Genomic DNA, 15,967 nt, shown 5'->3' on the forward strand with positions numbered 1-15,967 from the left:
CCGCCGATCAGCTCCTGCACGACCTCATCCGCCCCTCCGGCCCGGGTGGCGGGCCGGAGGTGCGGATGAGGTCGTGCAGGAGCTGATCGGCGGTGGGCCGCCGGCGCGGGTCCTTGGCCAGGCAGGCGCGCAACAACGCGGCGATCCCCTCGGGGACCCCCGACAGGTCCGGCTCCCCGTTCATGATCCGGTGCATCACCACCGGCAGCGCCCCGAACCCGAACGCCCCCCGCCCCGTCGCCGCGAACACCATGGTCCCGGCCCAGGCGAACACGTCACTGGCCGGCTGCGGCTCCCCGAGGAACTGCTCCGGGGCCATGAACGCGGGCGTGCCCACCACGCTCGTGCTCACGCTCTGGCTGACGTCGAGCGCCCGCGCGATCCCGAAGTCGATCACCCGTGGCCCGTCGGGCCCGAGCAGCACGTTGCCGGGCTTGAGATCCCGGTGGATCACCCCGGCCTTGTGGATGGCGGCCAGCGCGGTGGCGGTGGCCACGGCCAGCCGCGTCAGCGCCGCCCCGCGCAGCGGCCCTTCCGCGGTGACCTGCCGTTGCAGCGAGGGACCGTCGACGTACTCGCCGACGATGTACGGCCGCCCGTCGGCCTCGCCCACGTCCAGCACCCGGGCCGTGCAGAACTCCGCCACCCGCCGCGCGGAGTCGGCCTCCCGCAGGAAGCGCCGCACGGCCCGCTCGTCCTCGGCGAACCTCGTGTGCAGCAGCTTGACCGCGACCTGCTCCCCGGACGGCGCGACCCCCAGGTAGACGCTGCCCTGCCCGCCTTCCCCCAGGAATCCGGTGAGCCGGTAGGAGCCGATGGAGGGCGGATCACCGGGCCGCGGCGGGCGCACGTCGGGCATCGGGCTCCTCAGCTAGGCGCCGGACGGACCTAGAACGGCGGCCGCGCACCCAGATGCATGATCGCCTTGGCCGCCAGCCGGCACCCGGACGACAGCGCCTCGGCCGGCGGCTTGCCCTCCAGCCAGTCGGGCAGGAACCCGGCGCAGAACGCGTCACCCGCGCCCGTGCCGTCGACGATCTTGTCGACGGGGTCGGCGGCCACGTGCACGCTGTCGGGACGGCCGTTGCTGAACCACAGCGCGCCCTCGGAGTTCATCTTGATCACGACCTGCGGGAACCACGCGGTCAGCACCTTGGCGGCGGCCTCGGCGTCGTCGCGGCCGGTCAGCACCTTCGCCTGGTCGATGTTGGCGAACAGCAGCTTGGCGCCGTTGGTCCACTCGAGGAACGGCTCGGCGCCGGTGCGGTCGAGCGGCGCGGACGACGCGCAGTCGACCGAGATCGACATCCCGGAGCGCCTGGCCATGTCGAGCGCGGCGAGCCCGGCGTCGCGCGAGCCCTCGTTGATCAGCGTGTAGCCCGACAGGTGGAGGTGGCTGCCCGAAGTGAACAGGTCGCGCGGCAGGTCTTCCGGCGACAGCGCGGCGTTGGCGCCGGGGTCGGAGAGCATCGTGCGCTCGCCCTTGTGGGTGACCAGCACCACGCAGGTGCCGGTCGGGCGCTCGGGATCCATGACGAGCCGCGCGTCGACGCCGTAGCCCATCAGCTCCATGTCGCGGTTGCGGCCCGTGATGTCGGCGCCCCGGCGGCCGATGAAGGCCACCTCCGCGCCCTCGACGGCCAGCCAGGAGGAGATGTTCGCCCCTGAACCACCGCCGTGCATGGTCACGATCGCCGGGGTGTCGCTCGCTCGGGCGAGCGCATAACGGGCGCGAGCGACCGCGTCGGTCATGAGATCGCCCACCACGACGACCCGCGTCATGATGTCACCACCTTGCTGCCTTCAGAACGAGCCTGGCCACGGCAAAACGCCACCGCAAACGTAACAGCTTCCGGGCTGCTCGTGGGGCGTACCCCTGACACCCGGTTGCAGTCGATGCACAAGCGTTGCCCAACAGGGCCCCTGGTCTTGGCATCTGGGATGCGGGTTTACAGTCGAGACTGTGGAGGCACAATATCCGGCCCACTGGGAGGCCGATGTCGTCCTGGCCGACGGTGGCACGGCGCACGTCCGCCCGATCAGGCCGGCCGACGCCGACCGCCTCCGCTCCTTCTACTCGCGGCTGTCCGACGAGTCGATCTACTTCCGGTTCTTCGGGCCCCGGCCCCGGCTGTCCGACCGGGAGGTCGAGCGCTTCACCAACGTCGACTACGTCGGCCGGGTCGCGCTGATCGCCACCATCGGCGCCGAGATGGTGGCGGTGATCCGCTACGACCGCACCGGCCCGGGCGAGGCCGAGGTGGCCTTCCTGGTCGAGGACGCCCACCAGGGCAGGGGTGTGGCCTCGGTGCTGCTGGAGCATCTGGCGGCCACGGCGCGCGAGCGCGGCATCGAGCGGTTCGTCGCCGACGTGCTGCCCGCCAACATGCGCATGACGGGGCTGCTGCGGCAGGCCGGCTACACGGCCCAGAGCCAGTTCGAGGACGGCGTCGTCCGCATGACGCTCGACCTCACCCCCACCGACACCTCCACCGAGGTGACGGCCGCGCGCGAGCACCGGGCCGAGTCCCGCTCGATCGCGCGGCTGCTCGCCCCCGGTTCCGTCGCGGTCATCGGCGCCTCGCGCGAGCCCGGCGGCGTGGGCCAGACCGTGCTGCGCAACCTGCTGGCCGCCGACTTCACCGGCCCCGTCTACCCCGTGCACCGCGAGGCGCGCGCGGTGGCGGGCGTGCGGGCCTACCCGAGCGTGGGCGAGATCGACGGCGAGGTCGATCTCGCCGTGGTCGCCGTGCCGGCCGAGGGCGTGCTCGACGTCGTCGAGGAATGCGCGCAGAAGGGCGTGCACGGGCTGGTCGTGGTCTCCTCCGGGTTCGGCGAGACCGGCGCCGAGGGCAGGGCCAGGCAGGACGAACTGGCCCGCATCGCCCGCTCCTACGGCCTGCGCGTCGTGGGCCCCAACTGCCTCGGCATCGCCAACACCGACCCGGCCGTCAAGCTCAACGCCACCCTCGCCGCCACCGTGCCCGGCAGGGGGAAGGTGGGCTTCTTCAGCCAGTCGGGCGCGCTCGGCACGGCGCTGCTGCAGCGGGTGGCGCAGCGCGGCATGGGCATCTCGTCGTTCGTCTCCGCGGGCAACCGGGCCGACGTCTCGGGCAACGACCTGCTGCAGTACTGGGAGGAGGACGACTCCACCGAGGTGGTCCTGCTCTACCTGGAGTCGCTGGGCAACCCGCGCAAGTTCACCCGGCTGGCCAGGCGCACCGCGCACAGCAAGCCGGTCGTGGTGGTCAAGAGCGGCGGCACCCCGTCCGGGCATTCGGCGGAGGCGCTCGGGCTGTCCGACCCGGCGATCAGCTCGCTGTTCGAGCAGGCCGGCCTGATCAGGGTCGACGACCTCATCCAGCTCTTCGACGTGGGGCAGTTGCTCGCCTACCAGCCGCTGCCCGCCGGCCCGCGGGTGGCGCTCGTGACCAACTCCGACGCGCTCGGCCTGCTGGCGGCGCACGCCTGCCGCGCCGTCGGCCTGGAGCCGCGCGCCCCGGTCAACCTCGGCCCGGCCGCCGGGCCCGCCGAGTACGGCACGGCGCTGGCGGGCGAGCTGGCCTCCGGCGACGTCGACGCGGCCGTGGTGATCTACATGCCGCCGATCCCCGGGCGTACCGAGGAGGTGGCGGCGGAACTGCTGCGGGCGTCGAAGGACTCGGGCAAGCCGGTCGTCACGACGTTCCGCGGGTACCTGGGCATGCATCCGGCGCTGCGCGTGCCCGGCCCCGACTCCGGGGGTCCGGCGCGCGGCTCCGTCCCGTCGTACGCGGCGCCGGAGGAGGCCGTGCGCGCGCTCGCGTACGTGGTCCGCTACGCCGCGTGGCGGGCCCGGCCGGCCGCGACGCCGCACGAGCTCGACGGCATCGACACCGCCCGCGCCAGGTCGCTGGTCAGGCGGGCGCTGTCCGCGGGCGCGCCGGCCGACGCCGAGACCTCCCCTGCCGCCTTCGCCCAGGCCGGGCCGCCGGTCGAGATCGACGCCGCCGAACTGCTGTCCTGCTACGGCCTGACCGTCTGGCCCGCCACGATCGTGCGCTCGGCGGGCGAGGCGGTGACCGCGGCCGGGCGGCTCGGCTGGCCCGTGGTGGTCAAGGTGGCCGATCCGGGGGCCTCGCGCCGCGCCGGCACCGTCCGTCTGGGGCTGACGGGGCCCGAGATGGTGCGCCACGCCTACACCGAGTTCGCCGACCTGTTCGGCGAGGGGGTCGAGCTGGCCGTGCAGCGGATGGCGCCGCAGCCGGCCGTGCCGACCGTCGTCGGCGTGGTGGAGGATCCCGCGTTCGGGCCGATCGTGTCGTTCGGGCTGGGCGAGGTGACCGCGCGCCTCCTCCAGGACCAGGGCTTCCGGCTCGCGCCGCTGACCCGCGAGGACGCCGCCGCCCTGGTGCGGTCCGTACGCGCGGCGCCGCTGCTGTTCGGCGAGTACGGCTACCCGCCCGTGGCGGTGGACGCCCTGGAGGACCTCCTCGTACGCGTCGGCCGCCTGGCCCACGACCTGCCCGAGGTGGCCCGGCTCGACCTCGACCAGGTGCTCGTGGGGGAGTCGCGGGTCATGGTGCTCGGCGCCCGCGCGATCCTGCGCACCCCGGCGGGGCCGCGCCTCGACGTCGGGCCCCCGAGGCTGTCCTGAGCAGGGTGTGCGCTCTGCGCGAATGACCCGGTTCAAGCGCCCACCCTTGCCTGGACAAAAGACGTTATAGAGCGTTATATCCGGCTGGTGAGTGCACTGCCCGGTCCTGGCAGGATGGAGCCATGAGGGAAACCCGAATCTCAGCCGCGGGCCTGCGTGAAGCGATCGAACGCAGCGGCTACTACCCCGACCTCGTCACCGATGCGGTCGAATCCGCGCTGGGCAAGGAGGCGGTGACCGCGTTCGTGGTCCACCACGAGGCGACCTTCGATCCCGCCATGGAGGTGCGCCGGCACGTCACCGTCCTGGTGCTCTCGGCGACCCGGCTGCTGGTCTGCCACACCGACGAGCACCCCGCCGTCGAGGGCGTCTCGGCCTCCCACGCCTCCACCACCACCGAGGCCGTCCGGCTGAGCCGCGTGCAGTCCGTGGCCGTCACCCGGGTCGTGCCCGACCCCGCCGCCTACGCGCCGGGCGTCCCGCCCACCGAGGTGACGCTCACCATCGGCTGGGGCGCCATCTCCCACGTCGACCTCGAACCGGCCACGTGCGGCGACGAGAACTGCGAGGCCGACCACGGCTACACGGGCGCCATCACGGCCGACGACCTGTCCCTGCGCGTCAGCGAGGCCGCCGACGGCCCCGAGGCGGTCACCCACGTCCTGGCCTTCGCCAAGGCCCTGTCCGAGGCCACGGCCCGCGCCGCCTCCTGACGCGCGCCGTCCCGGCGCCGGCCGGACACGGGCGCGGGTCACGAGGTCCGAGATCGCCGGAGGTTAGACTGAACGGCATGCTGGTGCCGGGATACGGCGGCGGGTCGCTGACTGATCTGCCCGGGTCGCTGCTGGCCGCCCTGGGCCTGCGCGAGCCCAACGCGCTGGGCCTCCACCCCGCCGAACGCGTCTGCCTGTTCCTGGTCGACGGCCTCGGCGCCGAATCGCTGCGCGCCCACCCCGAGGCCGCGCCGTTCCTGTCCGGCCTGGCCGCGCGCACCCTCACCGCCGGGTTCCCCGCCACCACCGTCACCAGCCTGTGCTCGCTGGGCACCGGCCTGACGCCGGGCGAGCACGGCATGGTGGGCCTGATGCTGGCCGTGCCGGGCACCGGCCACCTGTTCAACTGCCTGCGCTGGACCCTGCCGAAGGGGCAGAGCATCGACCCCGACGAGTGGCAGCCCGCCCAGACCGTCTACCAGCGCGCCGCCGAGGCCGGCGTCGAGCCCGTGTACGTCGCCCCCGCCGCGTTCGAGGGCACCGGCCTGACCAGGGCCGTCTACCGTGGGGTGCGCTACGCGCCCGCCGACTCCGTCGACGACCGCGTGGCCCGCGTGCACGAGGCGCTGCGCGCTGGCCGTCCCGCCCACGTCACCGTCTACTACGGCGACCTCGACGCGGTCGGCCACATGACCGGCTGGGGCAGCGAGGAGTGGCTGCGCCAGTTGGCGATCGTCGACGACATGGCGCGGCGGCTGGCCGAAGGACTGCCCCCCGGGTCCGCCCTGTACGTCACCGCCGACCACGGCATGGTCAACGCCACCGAGAAGATCGACGCCGAGAGCGTGCCCGAACTCGCCGAAGGGGTGGCCCTGCTCGGCGGCGAGGCCAGGGCCAGGCACGTGTACACCAGGCCGGGAGCCGCCAAGCAGGTGCTGGAGAGCTGGCGCGAGAGCCTGCACGGCAAGGCGTGGGTGGTCTCCAGGCAGGAGGCGGTCGAGTCGGGCTGGTTCGGCCCGCGTGTCCGCGACGCCTGGCTCGGGCGCATCGGCGACGTCGTGGCCGTGCCACACACCGACATCGCCATCACCGCCCCGGTGAAGAGCCCCTTCGAAGCGCTCTTCACCGGTTACCACGGCTCGCTCACGACGGCCGAACAGCTCGTCCCGCTCCTGGAGGTACGCACGTGACCAGCCCCTTGATCACCCCTGCCGAGCTGGCCGCGCTCGACGACGTCACCGTGCTCGACGTGCGCTGGCGGCTCGGCGGCCCGCCCGGGCTGGAGCTCTACCGCGAGGGCCACATCGACGGGGCCGCCTACTGCGACCTCGACGCCGACCTGGCCGCCCCGCCCGGCCGGGGCGGCCGGCACCCGCTGCCCGACCCCGCGGCGTTCCAGCGCGCCATGCGCCGGCTGGGCGTGCGCGACGGGCGGCCGGTGGTCGTCTACGACGACACGGGCGCGATGTCCGCCGCCAGGGCCTGGTGGGCGCTGCGCTACTTCGGCCACCACGACGTGCGCGTGCTCGACGGCGGCCTGCCCGCCTGGGCCGAGGCGGGCCTGCCGGTCACGAAGGAGATCCCCGAGCCCGCCGCGGGCGACTTCACCGCGCGGCCCGGCGGGATGCCGTCGCTGACCGCCGACGAGGCCGCCGCACTGGCCGCACGGGGAGTGCTGCTCGACGCGCGGGCGGGCGAGCGGTACCGGGGCGAGGTCGAGCCGGTGGACCCGGTGGCCGGGCACGTGCCCGGGGCCGTCAACGCCCCCACCACGGAGAACGTCGGACCCGACGGCAGGTTCCACGCCCCTGAGGCGCTCCGCGCCCGCTTCGCCGGGCTGGGGGTGCGTGAAGGAGCCGAGACGGGGGCCTACTGCGGCTCGGGGGTGACGGCCGCGCACGAGGTGCTGGCCCTGGCGGTGGCCGGCCTGCCCGCCGCCCTGTACGTCGGCTCCTGGTCCGACTGGATCACCGACCCCTCCCGCCCGATCGCCACCGGCGCACTTTAGCCGGCGGGCCCCGCCCCGCCCCGCCACGCCGGGCCGGGCCGGGTCAGTAGTAAGGTCGGTCGCCTGCGCCGAAGCAGACGAATCCCAGCTCACCCGTCTTGGCCGCCGCGCTCGCCAGCGCCGCGTCCGGCGGTTGCCCGGCCGCCAGCAGTTCGTGGAAGACGCTCATCAGCGCCCGCGCCGATTCGTCCCGCACCGGCACCATCCCCGCCACCACGGCCGCCGCCCCCTTGGCCAGGAACGTCCCGGGCAGCCCCAGCGGCGTGCCCTCCATCGGGGTGCGCGACATCCCGGAGTTGCAGGCCGACAACACCACGAGCCCGGCCGAACGCGGCGCCTCCAGCAGGTCGTAGGCCATCACCGGCCCGTCCTCCATCGTGATCCCCGACACCAGCGGGCTACGGGCGTGGAACACCCCGTGCGCGGCCAGGTGCACGATGTCGGCCGTGCCCAGCGCGTCGAGCACCGCCTGGACGCGTCCGGGCACCTCCCGCGCGCCGGGATGGCAGGCCAGCACGTGCGCCACCTCCGCGTGCGCGTGCACCAGGCCGGGCCCGGCCGCCGCCACCACGTTCGGCCGGACGCCGGAGCACGGGCCGGGGGTGGTGCGCGCCCGCAGCCAGGCCGCCGCCCCGGCCGCCACGCTGACCGGACGTTCGCGCAGGCACGGCAGCGCGCCCCACGGCAGCGTGTGCAGCGCCCCCACCGGCGCCGCCACCAGCGGACGGTCCGACAACTCGGCCGCCAAGGGGCGCAGCACCAGCCGTTCGAGCTCGGTGGCGGCGGCCTCGACGTCGTCGCCACGGCGGCGCAGCGCGTACCGCAGGCGCATGATGGCGTCCTTGACCTGGCGCAGGCCGCCCAGCCGGCGCACCAGCAGGCCGTCCTCGCGCAGCAGCACGGCCAGCAGCGTGTCCCGGTCGGCCACGTACTCGACCAGGACCTGCCGGCCCAGCTCGGCGCGTACGCGGTCGGGGTCCACCAGGGCGCACGCGTGCGCGGGGGCCGCCACGGCCCGCCACCGCTCCGCCCACTCGAACACCACTCCGGGGTCGCCGTCGCGCACCGCCAGCTCCAGCCCGAACGCCGCCAGCCGCTCCCCGGCCCTGGCCGCGTGGGCCCGCAGCGCCGGGTCCTCGAACGCCTCGACCCGCCCGCTCACCTCCGCCAGCCCGTCGCGCACGGCCCGGAAGGCCCCCGTGACGTCCTCCTGCAACGCCGCCTGCAGGGCCAGCGCGTGCTGACGCACCGGCACCGGGATCTGCGACGCCTGCGCGAGCTGCCTGACCTGCGGCTCGGAGGCCAGCGAGGTGAGCCGGATGCCGGCGGGCATCCACCGCTCGCGCCGCTCGGCGTGCCGGGTGAGCCTGGCCAGTTGCGCCGAGGCGGTCGGGTGGTCGTCCACGGCCAGCGCCGCCTCGGCCGCCGCCAGCCGCAGCGCCGCCGCCCCCGCCCGGTGGGCGGAGCCGTCCTCCAGCTTGTCAGCGCACGTGATCAGCTCGGCGACCAGCCCGGACGTGACGGGCTCCAGCGCCAGCCGCGAGCGCAGGACCACCTCCGTGGCCAGCGGCAGCCACGACGCCCGGTCCTGGGCGGCCAGCTCGGCCGCCGCCTGCTCGGCCACCTGCCTGGCCCGGTGCGGATCCCCGGTCAGCAGCTCCACCTGGGCCAGCTTCAGCCGCGCCTCGGCCAGCGCCGTGTGCGAGTCGGACGCCTCCAGGTCGGGCACGGCCAGCCGCAACATCGTCCCGGCCTCGCCGGGCAGGTGCGCGGCCAGCAGCGCGCCGGCGAAGTCGGCCCGCATCGCGGCCATCCGCTCGGGGAAGCCGAGCAGGGTGCCCTCGGCCTCGCGGTAGTGCCGGAACGCCCCGGCGACGTCCCCCCGGCGTACCGCGAGGAAGGGCAGGTTGGCGGCGGACAGGCGGGCCAGGTGCCACAGCCCGGTGTGCTGGGAGATCTGCAGGCACGCGGTGAGGTCGCGCATGGCCGCGTCCCAGTCGCCCCGGTAGGAGTGGACGAGACCGCGGTTGAGCAGCCCGCCGGCCAGGAAGCGGCGGTCGTCGATGCTGCCCGGCGCGCCCACGAGGGCGAGCACGGCGCGGTCGCAGGAGGCCACCGCCTCCTGGTGGCGGCCGAGGTGGGCCAGGGCGACCGCGCGCTGGGTGTCGAGCTTGGCGCGGTCGAGCGGGGCCAGGTACGCCCAGGCCAGCGCGGCCACGCGGAGCGCCTGTAGCGGGTGGCCGCGTTCGGTGCGTACGGTGACGAGGGAGAGCCGCACCTGCGCGACCCGTTCCGGAGGGGCGCCGGGCACGCAGAGCGCCTGGCGGAGGTGCTGCTCGGCGACTTCGAGGTCACCCAGCTCGCGGCAGGCCAGCGCCATCGTCCGCAGCGCGATGACCTCCGCCTCCACCCCGCCGGTACGCCGCGCCGACTCGATGATCATGCGGCCCGCGCGCATGGCCTGGGCCGGATCGACCAGGGCCCGGATCAGCGCGGCCTCGGCCGCCCGCACGAGCGGATCGAGGTCACCGGGCGGCGCAGGACGGCCGGGAGCGGGACACGGCTCTCCCGGCCGGATCATGGGCGGGTCAAGGGCGGATGCGCACCCAGGTCGTCTGGATGGGCGCGTGACCGGGCCGGTGGCACACCACGCTGAGCCAGCCGGGCGGCAGGCCGGTGGCCAGGAAGTGGCCGGTGTGGGTGATGCGCCTGGTCAGCGTCATGTGCGGGGATCGCACGTCGACGAGCGCGCCCTCTCCCGGATAGGGGGAGACGTGGCCCGCGACGTCGATGAGCCCGTCGCCCTCCGTCACCTCCAGGTCGAAGGTGAGCCCGGCCGTGATGAAGCGGACCAGATGGGAGCTGTCGTCGTCGCGCACGCTCCGGATCGTGGCGGCCTCGTGGGCGGCGGTCACCGCTTGGGGGATCCGCAGCCGGTAGGCGTCACGCGCGGCGGCGGACACCTGACCGGGGATCGGATCGTTCCCGGAGGCCAGCCGGAGGGCCGCCAGGAAGTACTCGTCGTTGATCATTGCGCTGTCTCCTGTAGCGAGATCAGAGTGCGCAGTTTCTCCAGGCAGCGGGCCTTGGTCGGCCCGACGCTGCCCGTGGGCATGCCCAGCCGCGACGCCACCTGCTGGTTGCCGAGGTCGATCGCGACCAGTTGGAGCAGTGAGCGGCACGGCTCGTGCAGGGTGGAGACGGTCTTCCAGAGCAGGTGCCGGTCGTCGGCCTCCAGGACGGCCGCCGCCGGGTCGGGCTCGTAGATCGGCTCGGCGGAGGAGATCACCGGCAGGTCCTTGCGGCGGAGCAGGAGCGCCTCGCGACGTACGGTCGTCACGAGCCAATTGCCGATCCCCGCGGGTTCCCTGATGTTCCGGAGGTTCTGCAGCAGGCGCAGCCAGGTGCCCTGGACCGCGTCGGACGCGTCCGCGGGGCTCAGGCCGCACGCGCGGGCCACCGCCCACATGCGCGGCCCGAAGCTCGATTCGAGCTCGTCCCAGGCGGACCGGTCGCCGTCGGCCGCGGCGGCGAGTAGCTGCGCCGGATCGCGCATACGGCCTCCTTTCGTCCGGCACGGGGGGAGATCATTCCTCCTCGTGATTGACCGGGGACTGAGCGTAAACTCTACAGACTCGCCGGGAAGAGAACTCCCAGATCCGTAATTTGCGGGGTCTCCTCGGAGTCGAGGAGATTCCTGATCCACTCCTTGACCGGCTCGTGCCTGGCCGCGTCGGCGATGGCACCGCTCACCAGCGCCGTGGCGAACGACGTGCCGCTCCACGCGGCGTACCCGCCGTACTCGCCGGTGTCGAGGTAACTGCTGGTCAGCCAGTCGCCGCGGGCGCAGGCGTCGACCCAGGTGCCGTAGCCGGAGTAGGGGGCCCTGAGCTGCTGGGTGGCGTCCACCGCCGCCACGCCCACCACGAACGGCAGCGCGGCCGGCCAGAACGGCCGGTCGGACCCGGTGTTGCCGGCGCAGGCCACCGTCACCGTGTCGGTCAGCGCGCCGATGGCGTCCGACAGCAGGGGCGGCGGCCGGTCGTCGAAGGTGTGGCCGCCGAAGGACAGGTTGAGCACCTGCGGGGGCCGCTCCCGCAGGCGGTGCAGGACACGCGCGACCGCGGCCTCGTCGGTGAGGCCGTCGCCGTCGAGCACTCGGTGCACGCGCAGCCGTACGCCGGGCGCCCGGCGGGTCAGCAGGCCCGCGATGAACGTGCCGTGCCCCGCCTGCTCGCCCTCGACGGCGTCGGCCTCCCCGGGGCCGACCTGGGCGTACCAGTCGCTGCCCGACCACCACGGATGCTTGGCGACGCCGGTGTCGAGCAGGCCCACCTCCACGTCCGAACGCGACCGGCCCGGCCGGTAGTGGACGGGCGGCGCGGGGAAGGGCCTGGACGCGGGACCGCCGAAGAACAGGGGCTGCCCGCGCAGCACGTGGTTGGGCGAGGCCCGCAGCCCCTGTTCGCGCAGGTCGACGGTGAGCTCGCAGGGGTCGACACCGGAGGCCAGATGGACGACGCAGACCCCGTCGGCCTCCGAGACCGCCTGTGTCCAGCGCGACGCGGCGGAGAGCGCGGCCCGGTCGGTCAGTAGCTGACCTGGCCGGATGAACGCCTCGCCGGCAGATTGCAGTTCCATGGGCGGGTATGTTTCCTGGGTGGGACGACTGTCACACGCCACTTGCGCACCAACTTGGTATGGCCCCCCACTGGTGCCGGATGGCGACCGACGGTAGTCTCTCCCTAGTCACTTGTGATCATCCCGGGACGAGGCCGTTGGGGAAGGCGCACCTCGTACCGAAACGGGAGGTCCGGTGTCTGCTCGTGGCGTCCTTTACGTCCACTCGGCTCAGCCCGCGCTGTGCCCTCATATTGAATGGGCAGTCGCGGGTGTCCTTGGCGTGCCCGTAGACCTGACGTGGACTCCGCAGCCTGCCGCGCCGAACGTCGTGCGCGCGCAGGCGGAGTGGGAGGGCCGCGCGGGCATCGCGGCGGCCATCGCCTCCTCCCTCATGGGCTGGCAGCGCCTCAGGTTCGAGATCACCGAGGACGCCTCGCCGGGTGTGGACGGCTCACGACATGCCTACACGCCGACACTCGGCGCCTACACGGCGGTCATCGGCGCCGCCGGCGACATCATGATCCCCGAGGACCGGCTGCGCGCGGCGATGATGACGGCCGCCCAGGGGCGATGCGTGCTTGAGGACGAACTGGACAAGCTGCTCGGCAGACCGTGGGACGAGGAACTGGAACCCTTCCGGTACGCCGGCGACGGCGCCCCGGTGAGGTGGCTGCACGCCGCCGTCTGACGAACGCCTCCCGGAACCGGAAAAGCGGCGTAAATCTTGAAGGCTGAGAGAGCGGACCCATCCGCGGCCATGACCGCCTGCGCGAACCGCTGACCGGCCACGACTCCCGGCCGACGGGTCCTGCACGGGCTCGGTGGCCGGGCAGGTGGCCGGGGGTGCGGTCGGCCCCCGTCGTGGCCGGGGCGCGCCGGGCAGTCCCGGCCCAGGGCGGACGCCCACCAGGCCCCTGGCGGTTGCGGGGAGATGACACGTGTGGGCGGGAACGCCGCAGGGCCCGGCCTCGGGGAGGCGCGGGCCCTGCGGTGAGAGATCGTTACAGCGGGATGTTGCCGTGGGCGCCCCTGGCCGGGGTGGCCTGGGCGAGGACCTTGGCGATGGCGCCGCGGGTCTCCTCGGGCTTGATCACCTCGTCGATGACCCCCAGCTCCTGTGCCCTGGTGAGCCCGCCGGCGAGCTTCTCGTGCTCCTCGGCCAGGCGCTGCTCCAGCTCGGCCCGCTCCTCCTCGGGGGCCGCGGCCAGTTCGCGCCGCTTGAGGATGCGCACCGCGGCGACCGGGCCCATGACCGCAATCTCGGTGGTCGGCCAGGCGAAGACCTTGGTCGCGCCGAGCGCGCGGGAGTTCATCGCGATGTACGCCCCGCCGTACGCCTTGCGCGTGACCAGCGTGACCCGCGGCACCGACGCCTCGGCGAAGGCGTGCAGCAGCTTGGCGCCGCGCCGGACCACGCCGTCGTGCTCCTGCCCGACGCCCGGCAGGTAACCGGGAACGTCCACGAGGACAACCAGCGGCACGCCGAAGGCGTCACACATACGTACGAAGCGGGCGGCTTTCTCGGCGGACGTGGCGTCGAGGCAGCCGCCGAGCCGCATCGGGTTGTTGGCGATCACACCGACCGTCCGGCCGCCGAGGCGGCCCAGCGACGTGACGACGTTGGGCGCCCACTTGGGGTGCAGCTCGATGCCGGGCTCGTCGAGCAGGCCGTTGACCAGCGGCTTGACGTCGTACGCCCGGCGGGCGGAGTCGGGCAGCAGGGTGGAGAAGTCCACCTCGCCGACCGCGCTCGTGCGCACCCGGCCCTGGTGGCCGAGGAGCGTGGCGAGCTGGCGCGCCTTGACGTACGCGTCGGTCTCGGACTTGGTCACGACGTGCACGACGCCGCTGCGCTTGCTGTGCGGCTCGGGGCCGCCCAGGGCCGCGCTGTCGACGTTCTCGCCGGTGACGCTGCGCACGACGTCGGGGCCGGTGACGAAGATGCGGCCGGAGTCGGCCAGGATGACGAGGTCGGTGAGCGCGGGACCGTAGGCGGCTCCGCCGGCGGCCGGGCCGACCACGACGGAGATCTGCGGCACGACACCGGACGCCTTGGTCATCGCGGCGAAGACCCGGCCGACGGCGTGCAGCGACTCGACGCCTTCGGCGAGTCGCGCACCACCGGAGTGCCAGATCCCGATGATCGGCACCCGCTCACGGACGGCCACGTCGTAGGCGTGCACGATGTGCTCGCAACCCTCGCTGCCCATGGCGCCGCCCTGGAAGCGGGCGTCGCTGCAGAAGGCGGCGACGGGCACACCCTCGACGCGACCCATGGCGGCCAGCACGCCGCTCTTGTCCTGCGGCGTGATCAGCCGCAGCGAGCCCTCGTCGAGCAGCGCCGTCAGGCGGACGATGGGGTCGCGGGGATCCGCGGGCTCCTGATCGGAACCCTCGCTCACCACCCGGTTGTCGAGCACGGTCATTTAAGCCCCCTTAAACACGACGGTCACGTTGTGACCGCCGAACCCGAACGAGTTGTTGACCGCGGCGATGTCGCCTTCCGGCAGCTCGCGGTTCGCCCCGTGGACGATATCCACGTCGATGCCGTCGTCGAGGTTGTCGAGGTTGATGGTGCGAGGGACGATCCGGTCCTGCAGCGCCTTGATCGTGAAGACGGACTCGATGCCGCCGGCGCCGCCGAGCAGGTGCCCGGTCATGGACTTGGTCGACGTCACCAGCGGGTGGCTGCCGATGGCCTTGGCCACGGCCTGCACCTCGCCGACGTCGCCCGCGGGGGTGGAGGTGGCGTGCGCGTTGACGTGCTTGATGTCGAGCCCGCTGACGTCGGCGTCGTTGAGCGCCTGCGTCATCGCCATGATGATGCCCCGGCCCTCGGGCTCGGGCTGGGTGATGTGGTGCGCGTCGGCGGAGTAGCCGACGCCCGCGCAGTAGGCGTAGATCCGCGCGCCGCGCGCCTTGGCGTGCTCCTCGGACTCCAGCACGATGATGCCGGCGCCCTCGCCGAGCACGAACCCGTCGCGGTCGCGGTCCCACGGGCGGGAGGCGGCCTGCGGGTCGTCGTTGCGCTGGGACATGGCCCGCGCGGCGGCGAAGGCGGCGATGTTGAGGCCGTGGATGGCGGCCTCGGTGCCGCCGGCGACCACCACGTCGGCGCGGCCGACCCTGATCATGTCCATCGCGTGGCCGATGGCCTCGGCGCCGGACGCGCACGCCGACACCGTGGCGTGCACGCCCGCCTGCGCCTTCAGATCGAGGCCGATCCAGGCGGCGGGCCCGTTGGGCATGAGCATGGGCACGGTGAAGGGCGACAGCCGGTTCCAGCCGCGCTCCTTCCACGTGTCGTACGCGCTGAGCGTGGTCGTGATGCCGCCGATGCCGCTGGAGACCACCACGCCGAGCCGCTCGGGCGCCATCTCGGGAGCGCCCGCGTCCTGCCAGGCCTCCCTGGCGGCGACCAGGGCGAACTGCTCACTGCGGTCGAGGCGGCGGGACTCGGGCCGCGGCAGCACCTCGGTGGGGTCTACCGCGGCCGTCCCCGCGAACCTCACGGGGACGGAGTCGATCCAGTCCGTGTTGAGACTCTCGACACCCGACTGACCGGCGAGGAGCGCCGTCCAGGTCGAGGTGACGTCTCCACCGACGGGCGTCGTCGCGCCAAGCCCGGTGACGACGACACGTACCCGGTTCGCACTCACTATTCGCGCTCCTTACTGATCAGCGGGGTCAGGATTCTCCGTCGACGGGACTAGCCCTGGATGAAGGTGAGGACGTCCTTGACCGTCTTCAGGTTCTTGAGCTGGTCGTCGGGGATCTCGACGCCGAACTCGTCCTGGGCGGCCACGGCGATCTCGACCATGGACAGGGAGTCGATGTCGAGGTCGTCGACGAAGCTCTTCTCGGCGGTGACCTCGGAGGCCGGAATACCGGTGATCTCGTTGATGATCTTGCCGAGGCCGTCGAGGATGTCCTGCTCGGTGGCAGCCATGTCGCTGGTTCTCCTTTGATTTTCTGGGTTCTGTGCGA

At 73.5% G+C, this 15,967-nt stretch carries 14 protein-coding genes; 5 read left to right on the plus strand and 9 right to left on the minus strand.

Going from position 1 to position 15,967, the window contains the following annotated elements:
* Window positions 1-7: 7 nt before the first annotated feature.
* Together FAF44_RS25150 and FAF44_RS25155 are read right to left on the minus strand one after the other, a co-directional pair.
* Window positions 8-859 carry a serine/threonine-protein kinase gene (locus FAF44_RS25150; protein WP_237105713.1) on the minus strand — a complete coding sequence of 284 codons (852 nt, stop codon included), beginning with the start codon at window positions 857-859 and terminating at the stop codon, window positions 8-10.
* A 29-nt stretch (window positions 860-888) separates the two neighbouring features.
* A complete protein-coding gene (locus tag FAF44_RS25155; protein WP_237105714.1) occupies window positions 889-1,782 on the minus strand; it encodes a carbohydrate kinase family protein in 894 nt (297 codons plus the stop codon).
* A 181-nt stretch (window positions 1,783-1,963) separates the two neighbouring features.
* Between FAF44_RS25155 and FAF44_RS25160 the strand changes: the two genes are divergently transcribed.
* From FAF44_RS25160 to FAF44_RS25175, 4 genes are all read left to right on the plus strand, one after another.
* A complete protein-coding gene (locus tag FAF44_RS25160; RefSeq protein ID WP_237105715.1) occupies window positions 1,964-4,636 on the plus strand; it encodes a bifunctional GNAT family N-acetyltransferase/acetate--CoA ligase family protein in 2,673 nt (890 codons plus the stop codon).
* 122 nt (window positions 4,637-4,758) lie between these two features.
* Window positions 4,759-5,349 (plus strand): DUF5998 family protein, encoded by a 591-nt coding sequence (locus FAF44_RS25165; RefSeq protein WP_237105716.1) that lies wholly within the window; start codon window positions 4,759-4,761, stop codon window positions 5,347-5,349.
* Window positions 5,350-5,426: 77 nt separating this feature from the next.
* Window positions 5,427-6,539, plus strand: coding sequence for an alkaline phosphatase family protein (locus tag FAF44_RS25170; RefSeq protein ID WP_237105717.1), 1,113 nt, complete (start codon window positions 5,427-5,429; stop codon window positions 6,537-6,539).
* Window positions 6,536-7,357 carry a sulfurtransferase gene (locus FAF44_RS25175; protein WP_237105718.1) on the plus strand — a complete coding sequence of 274 codons (822 nt, stop codon included), beginning with the start codon at window positions 6,536-6,538 and terminating at the stop codon, window positions 7,355-7,357. The genes FAF44_RS25170 and FAF44_RS25175 overlap by 4 nt, the downstream gene beginning before the upstream one ends.
* 43 nt (window positions 7,358-7,400) lie before the next feature.
* Here FAF44_RS25175 and FAF44_RS55920 read toward each other — a convergent pair whose 3' ends face one another.
* From FAF44_RS55920 to FAF44_RS25195, 4 genes are all read right to left on the minus strand, one after another.
* Window positions 7,401-9,869, minus strand: coding sequence for a CHAT domain-containing protein (locus FAF44_RS55920; protein ID WP_237105719.1), 2,469 nt, complete (start codon window positions 9,867-9,869; stop codon window positions 7,401-7,403).
* Window positions 9,870-9,945: 76 nt separating this feature from the next.
* Window positions 9,946-10,389, minus strand: a complete 444-nt coding sequence (locus FAF44_RS25185; protein WP_237105720.1) for a hypothetical protein — start codon at window positions 10,387-10,389, stop codon at window positions 9,946-9,948.
* Window positions 10,386-10,913, minus strand: coding sequence for an RNA polymerase sigma factor (locus FAF44_RS25190; protein WP_237105721.1), 528 nt, complete (start codon window positions 10,911-10,913; stop codon window positions 10,386-10,388). Before FAF44_RS25190 ends, FAF44_RS25185 begins: the two co-directional genes overlap by 4 nt.
* A 71-nt stretch (window positions 10,914-10,984) precedes the next feature.
* Window positions 10,985-11,998 carry a S8/S53 family peptidase gene (locus tag FAF44_RS25195; RefSeq protein WP_237105722.1) on the minus strand — a complete coding sequence of 338 codons (1,014 nt, stop codon included), beginning with the start codon at window positions 11,996-11,998 and terminating at the stop codon, window positions 10,985-10,987.
* Window positions 11,999-12,173: 175 nt separating this feature from the next.
* On the opposite strand from FAF44_RS25195, the gene FAF44_RS25200 reads away from it, so the two are divergent.
* Window positions 12,174-12,668 carry a DUF3145 domain-containing protein gene (locus tag FAF44_RS25200; protein WP_237105723.1) on the plus strand — a complete coding sequence of 165 codons (495 nt, stop codon included), beginning with the start codon at window positions 12,174-12,176 and terminating at the stop codon, window positions 12,666-12,668.
* 313 nt (window positions 12,669-12,981) lie between these two features.
* On the opposite strand, the gene FAF44_RS25205 is transcribed toward FAF44_RS25200, so the two are convergent.
* Genes FAF44_RS25205 through FAF44_RS25215 form a run of 3 tightly spaced genes read right to left on the minus strand, consistent with a single transcriptional unit; the run spans window position 12,982 to window position 15,929 of the window.
* Complete coding sequence (locus FAF44_RS25205; protein WP_237105724.1) at window positions 12,982-14,406, minus strand: acyl-CoA carboxylase subunit beta; 1,425 nt, start codon at window positions 14,404-14,406, stop codon at window positions 12,982-12,984.
* Window positions 14,407-15,639 carry a beta-ketoacyl-ACP synthase II gene (gene fabF, locus FAF44_RS25210; protein WP_237105725.1) on the minus strand — a complete coding sequence of 411 codons (1,233 nt, stop codon included), beginning with the start codon at window positions 15,637-15,639 and terminating at the stop codon, window positions 14,407-14,409.
* Window positions 15,640-15,689: 50 nt separating this feature from the next.
* Window positions 15,690-15,929 carry an acyl carrier protein gene (locus FAF44_RS25215; protein ID WP_237105726.1) on the minus strand — a complete coding sequence of 80 codons (240 nt, stop codon included), beginning with the start codon at window positions 15,927-15,929 and terminating at the stop codon, window positions 15,690-15,692.
* Between the last annotated feature and the right edge of the window lie 38 nt (window positions 15,930-15,967).

This window comes from Nonomuraea sp. MG754425 (assembly GCF_021699195.1).
In the GTDB taxonomy this organism is placed as follows: domain Bacteria; phylum Actinomycetota; class Actinomycetes; order Streptosporangiales; family Streptosporangiaceae; genus Nonomuraea.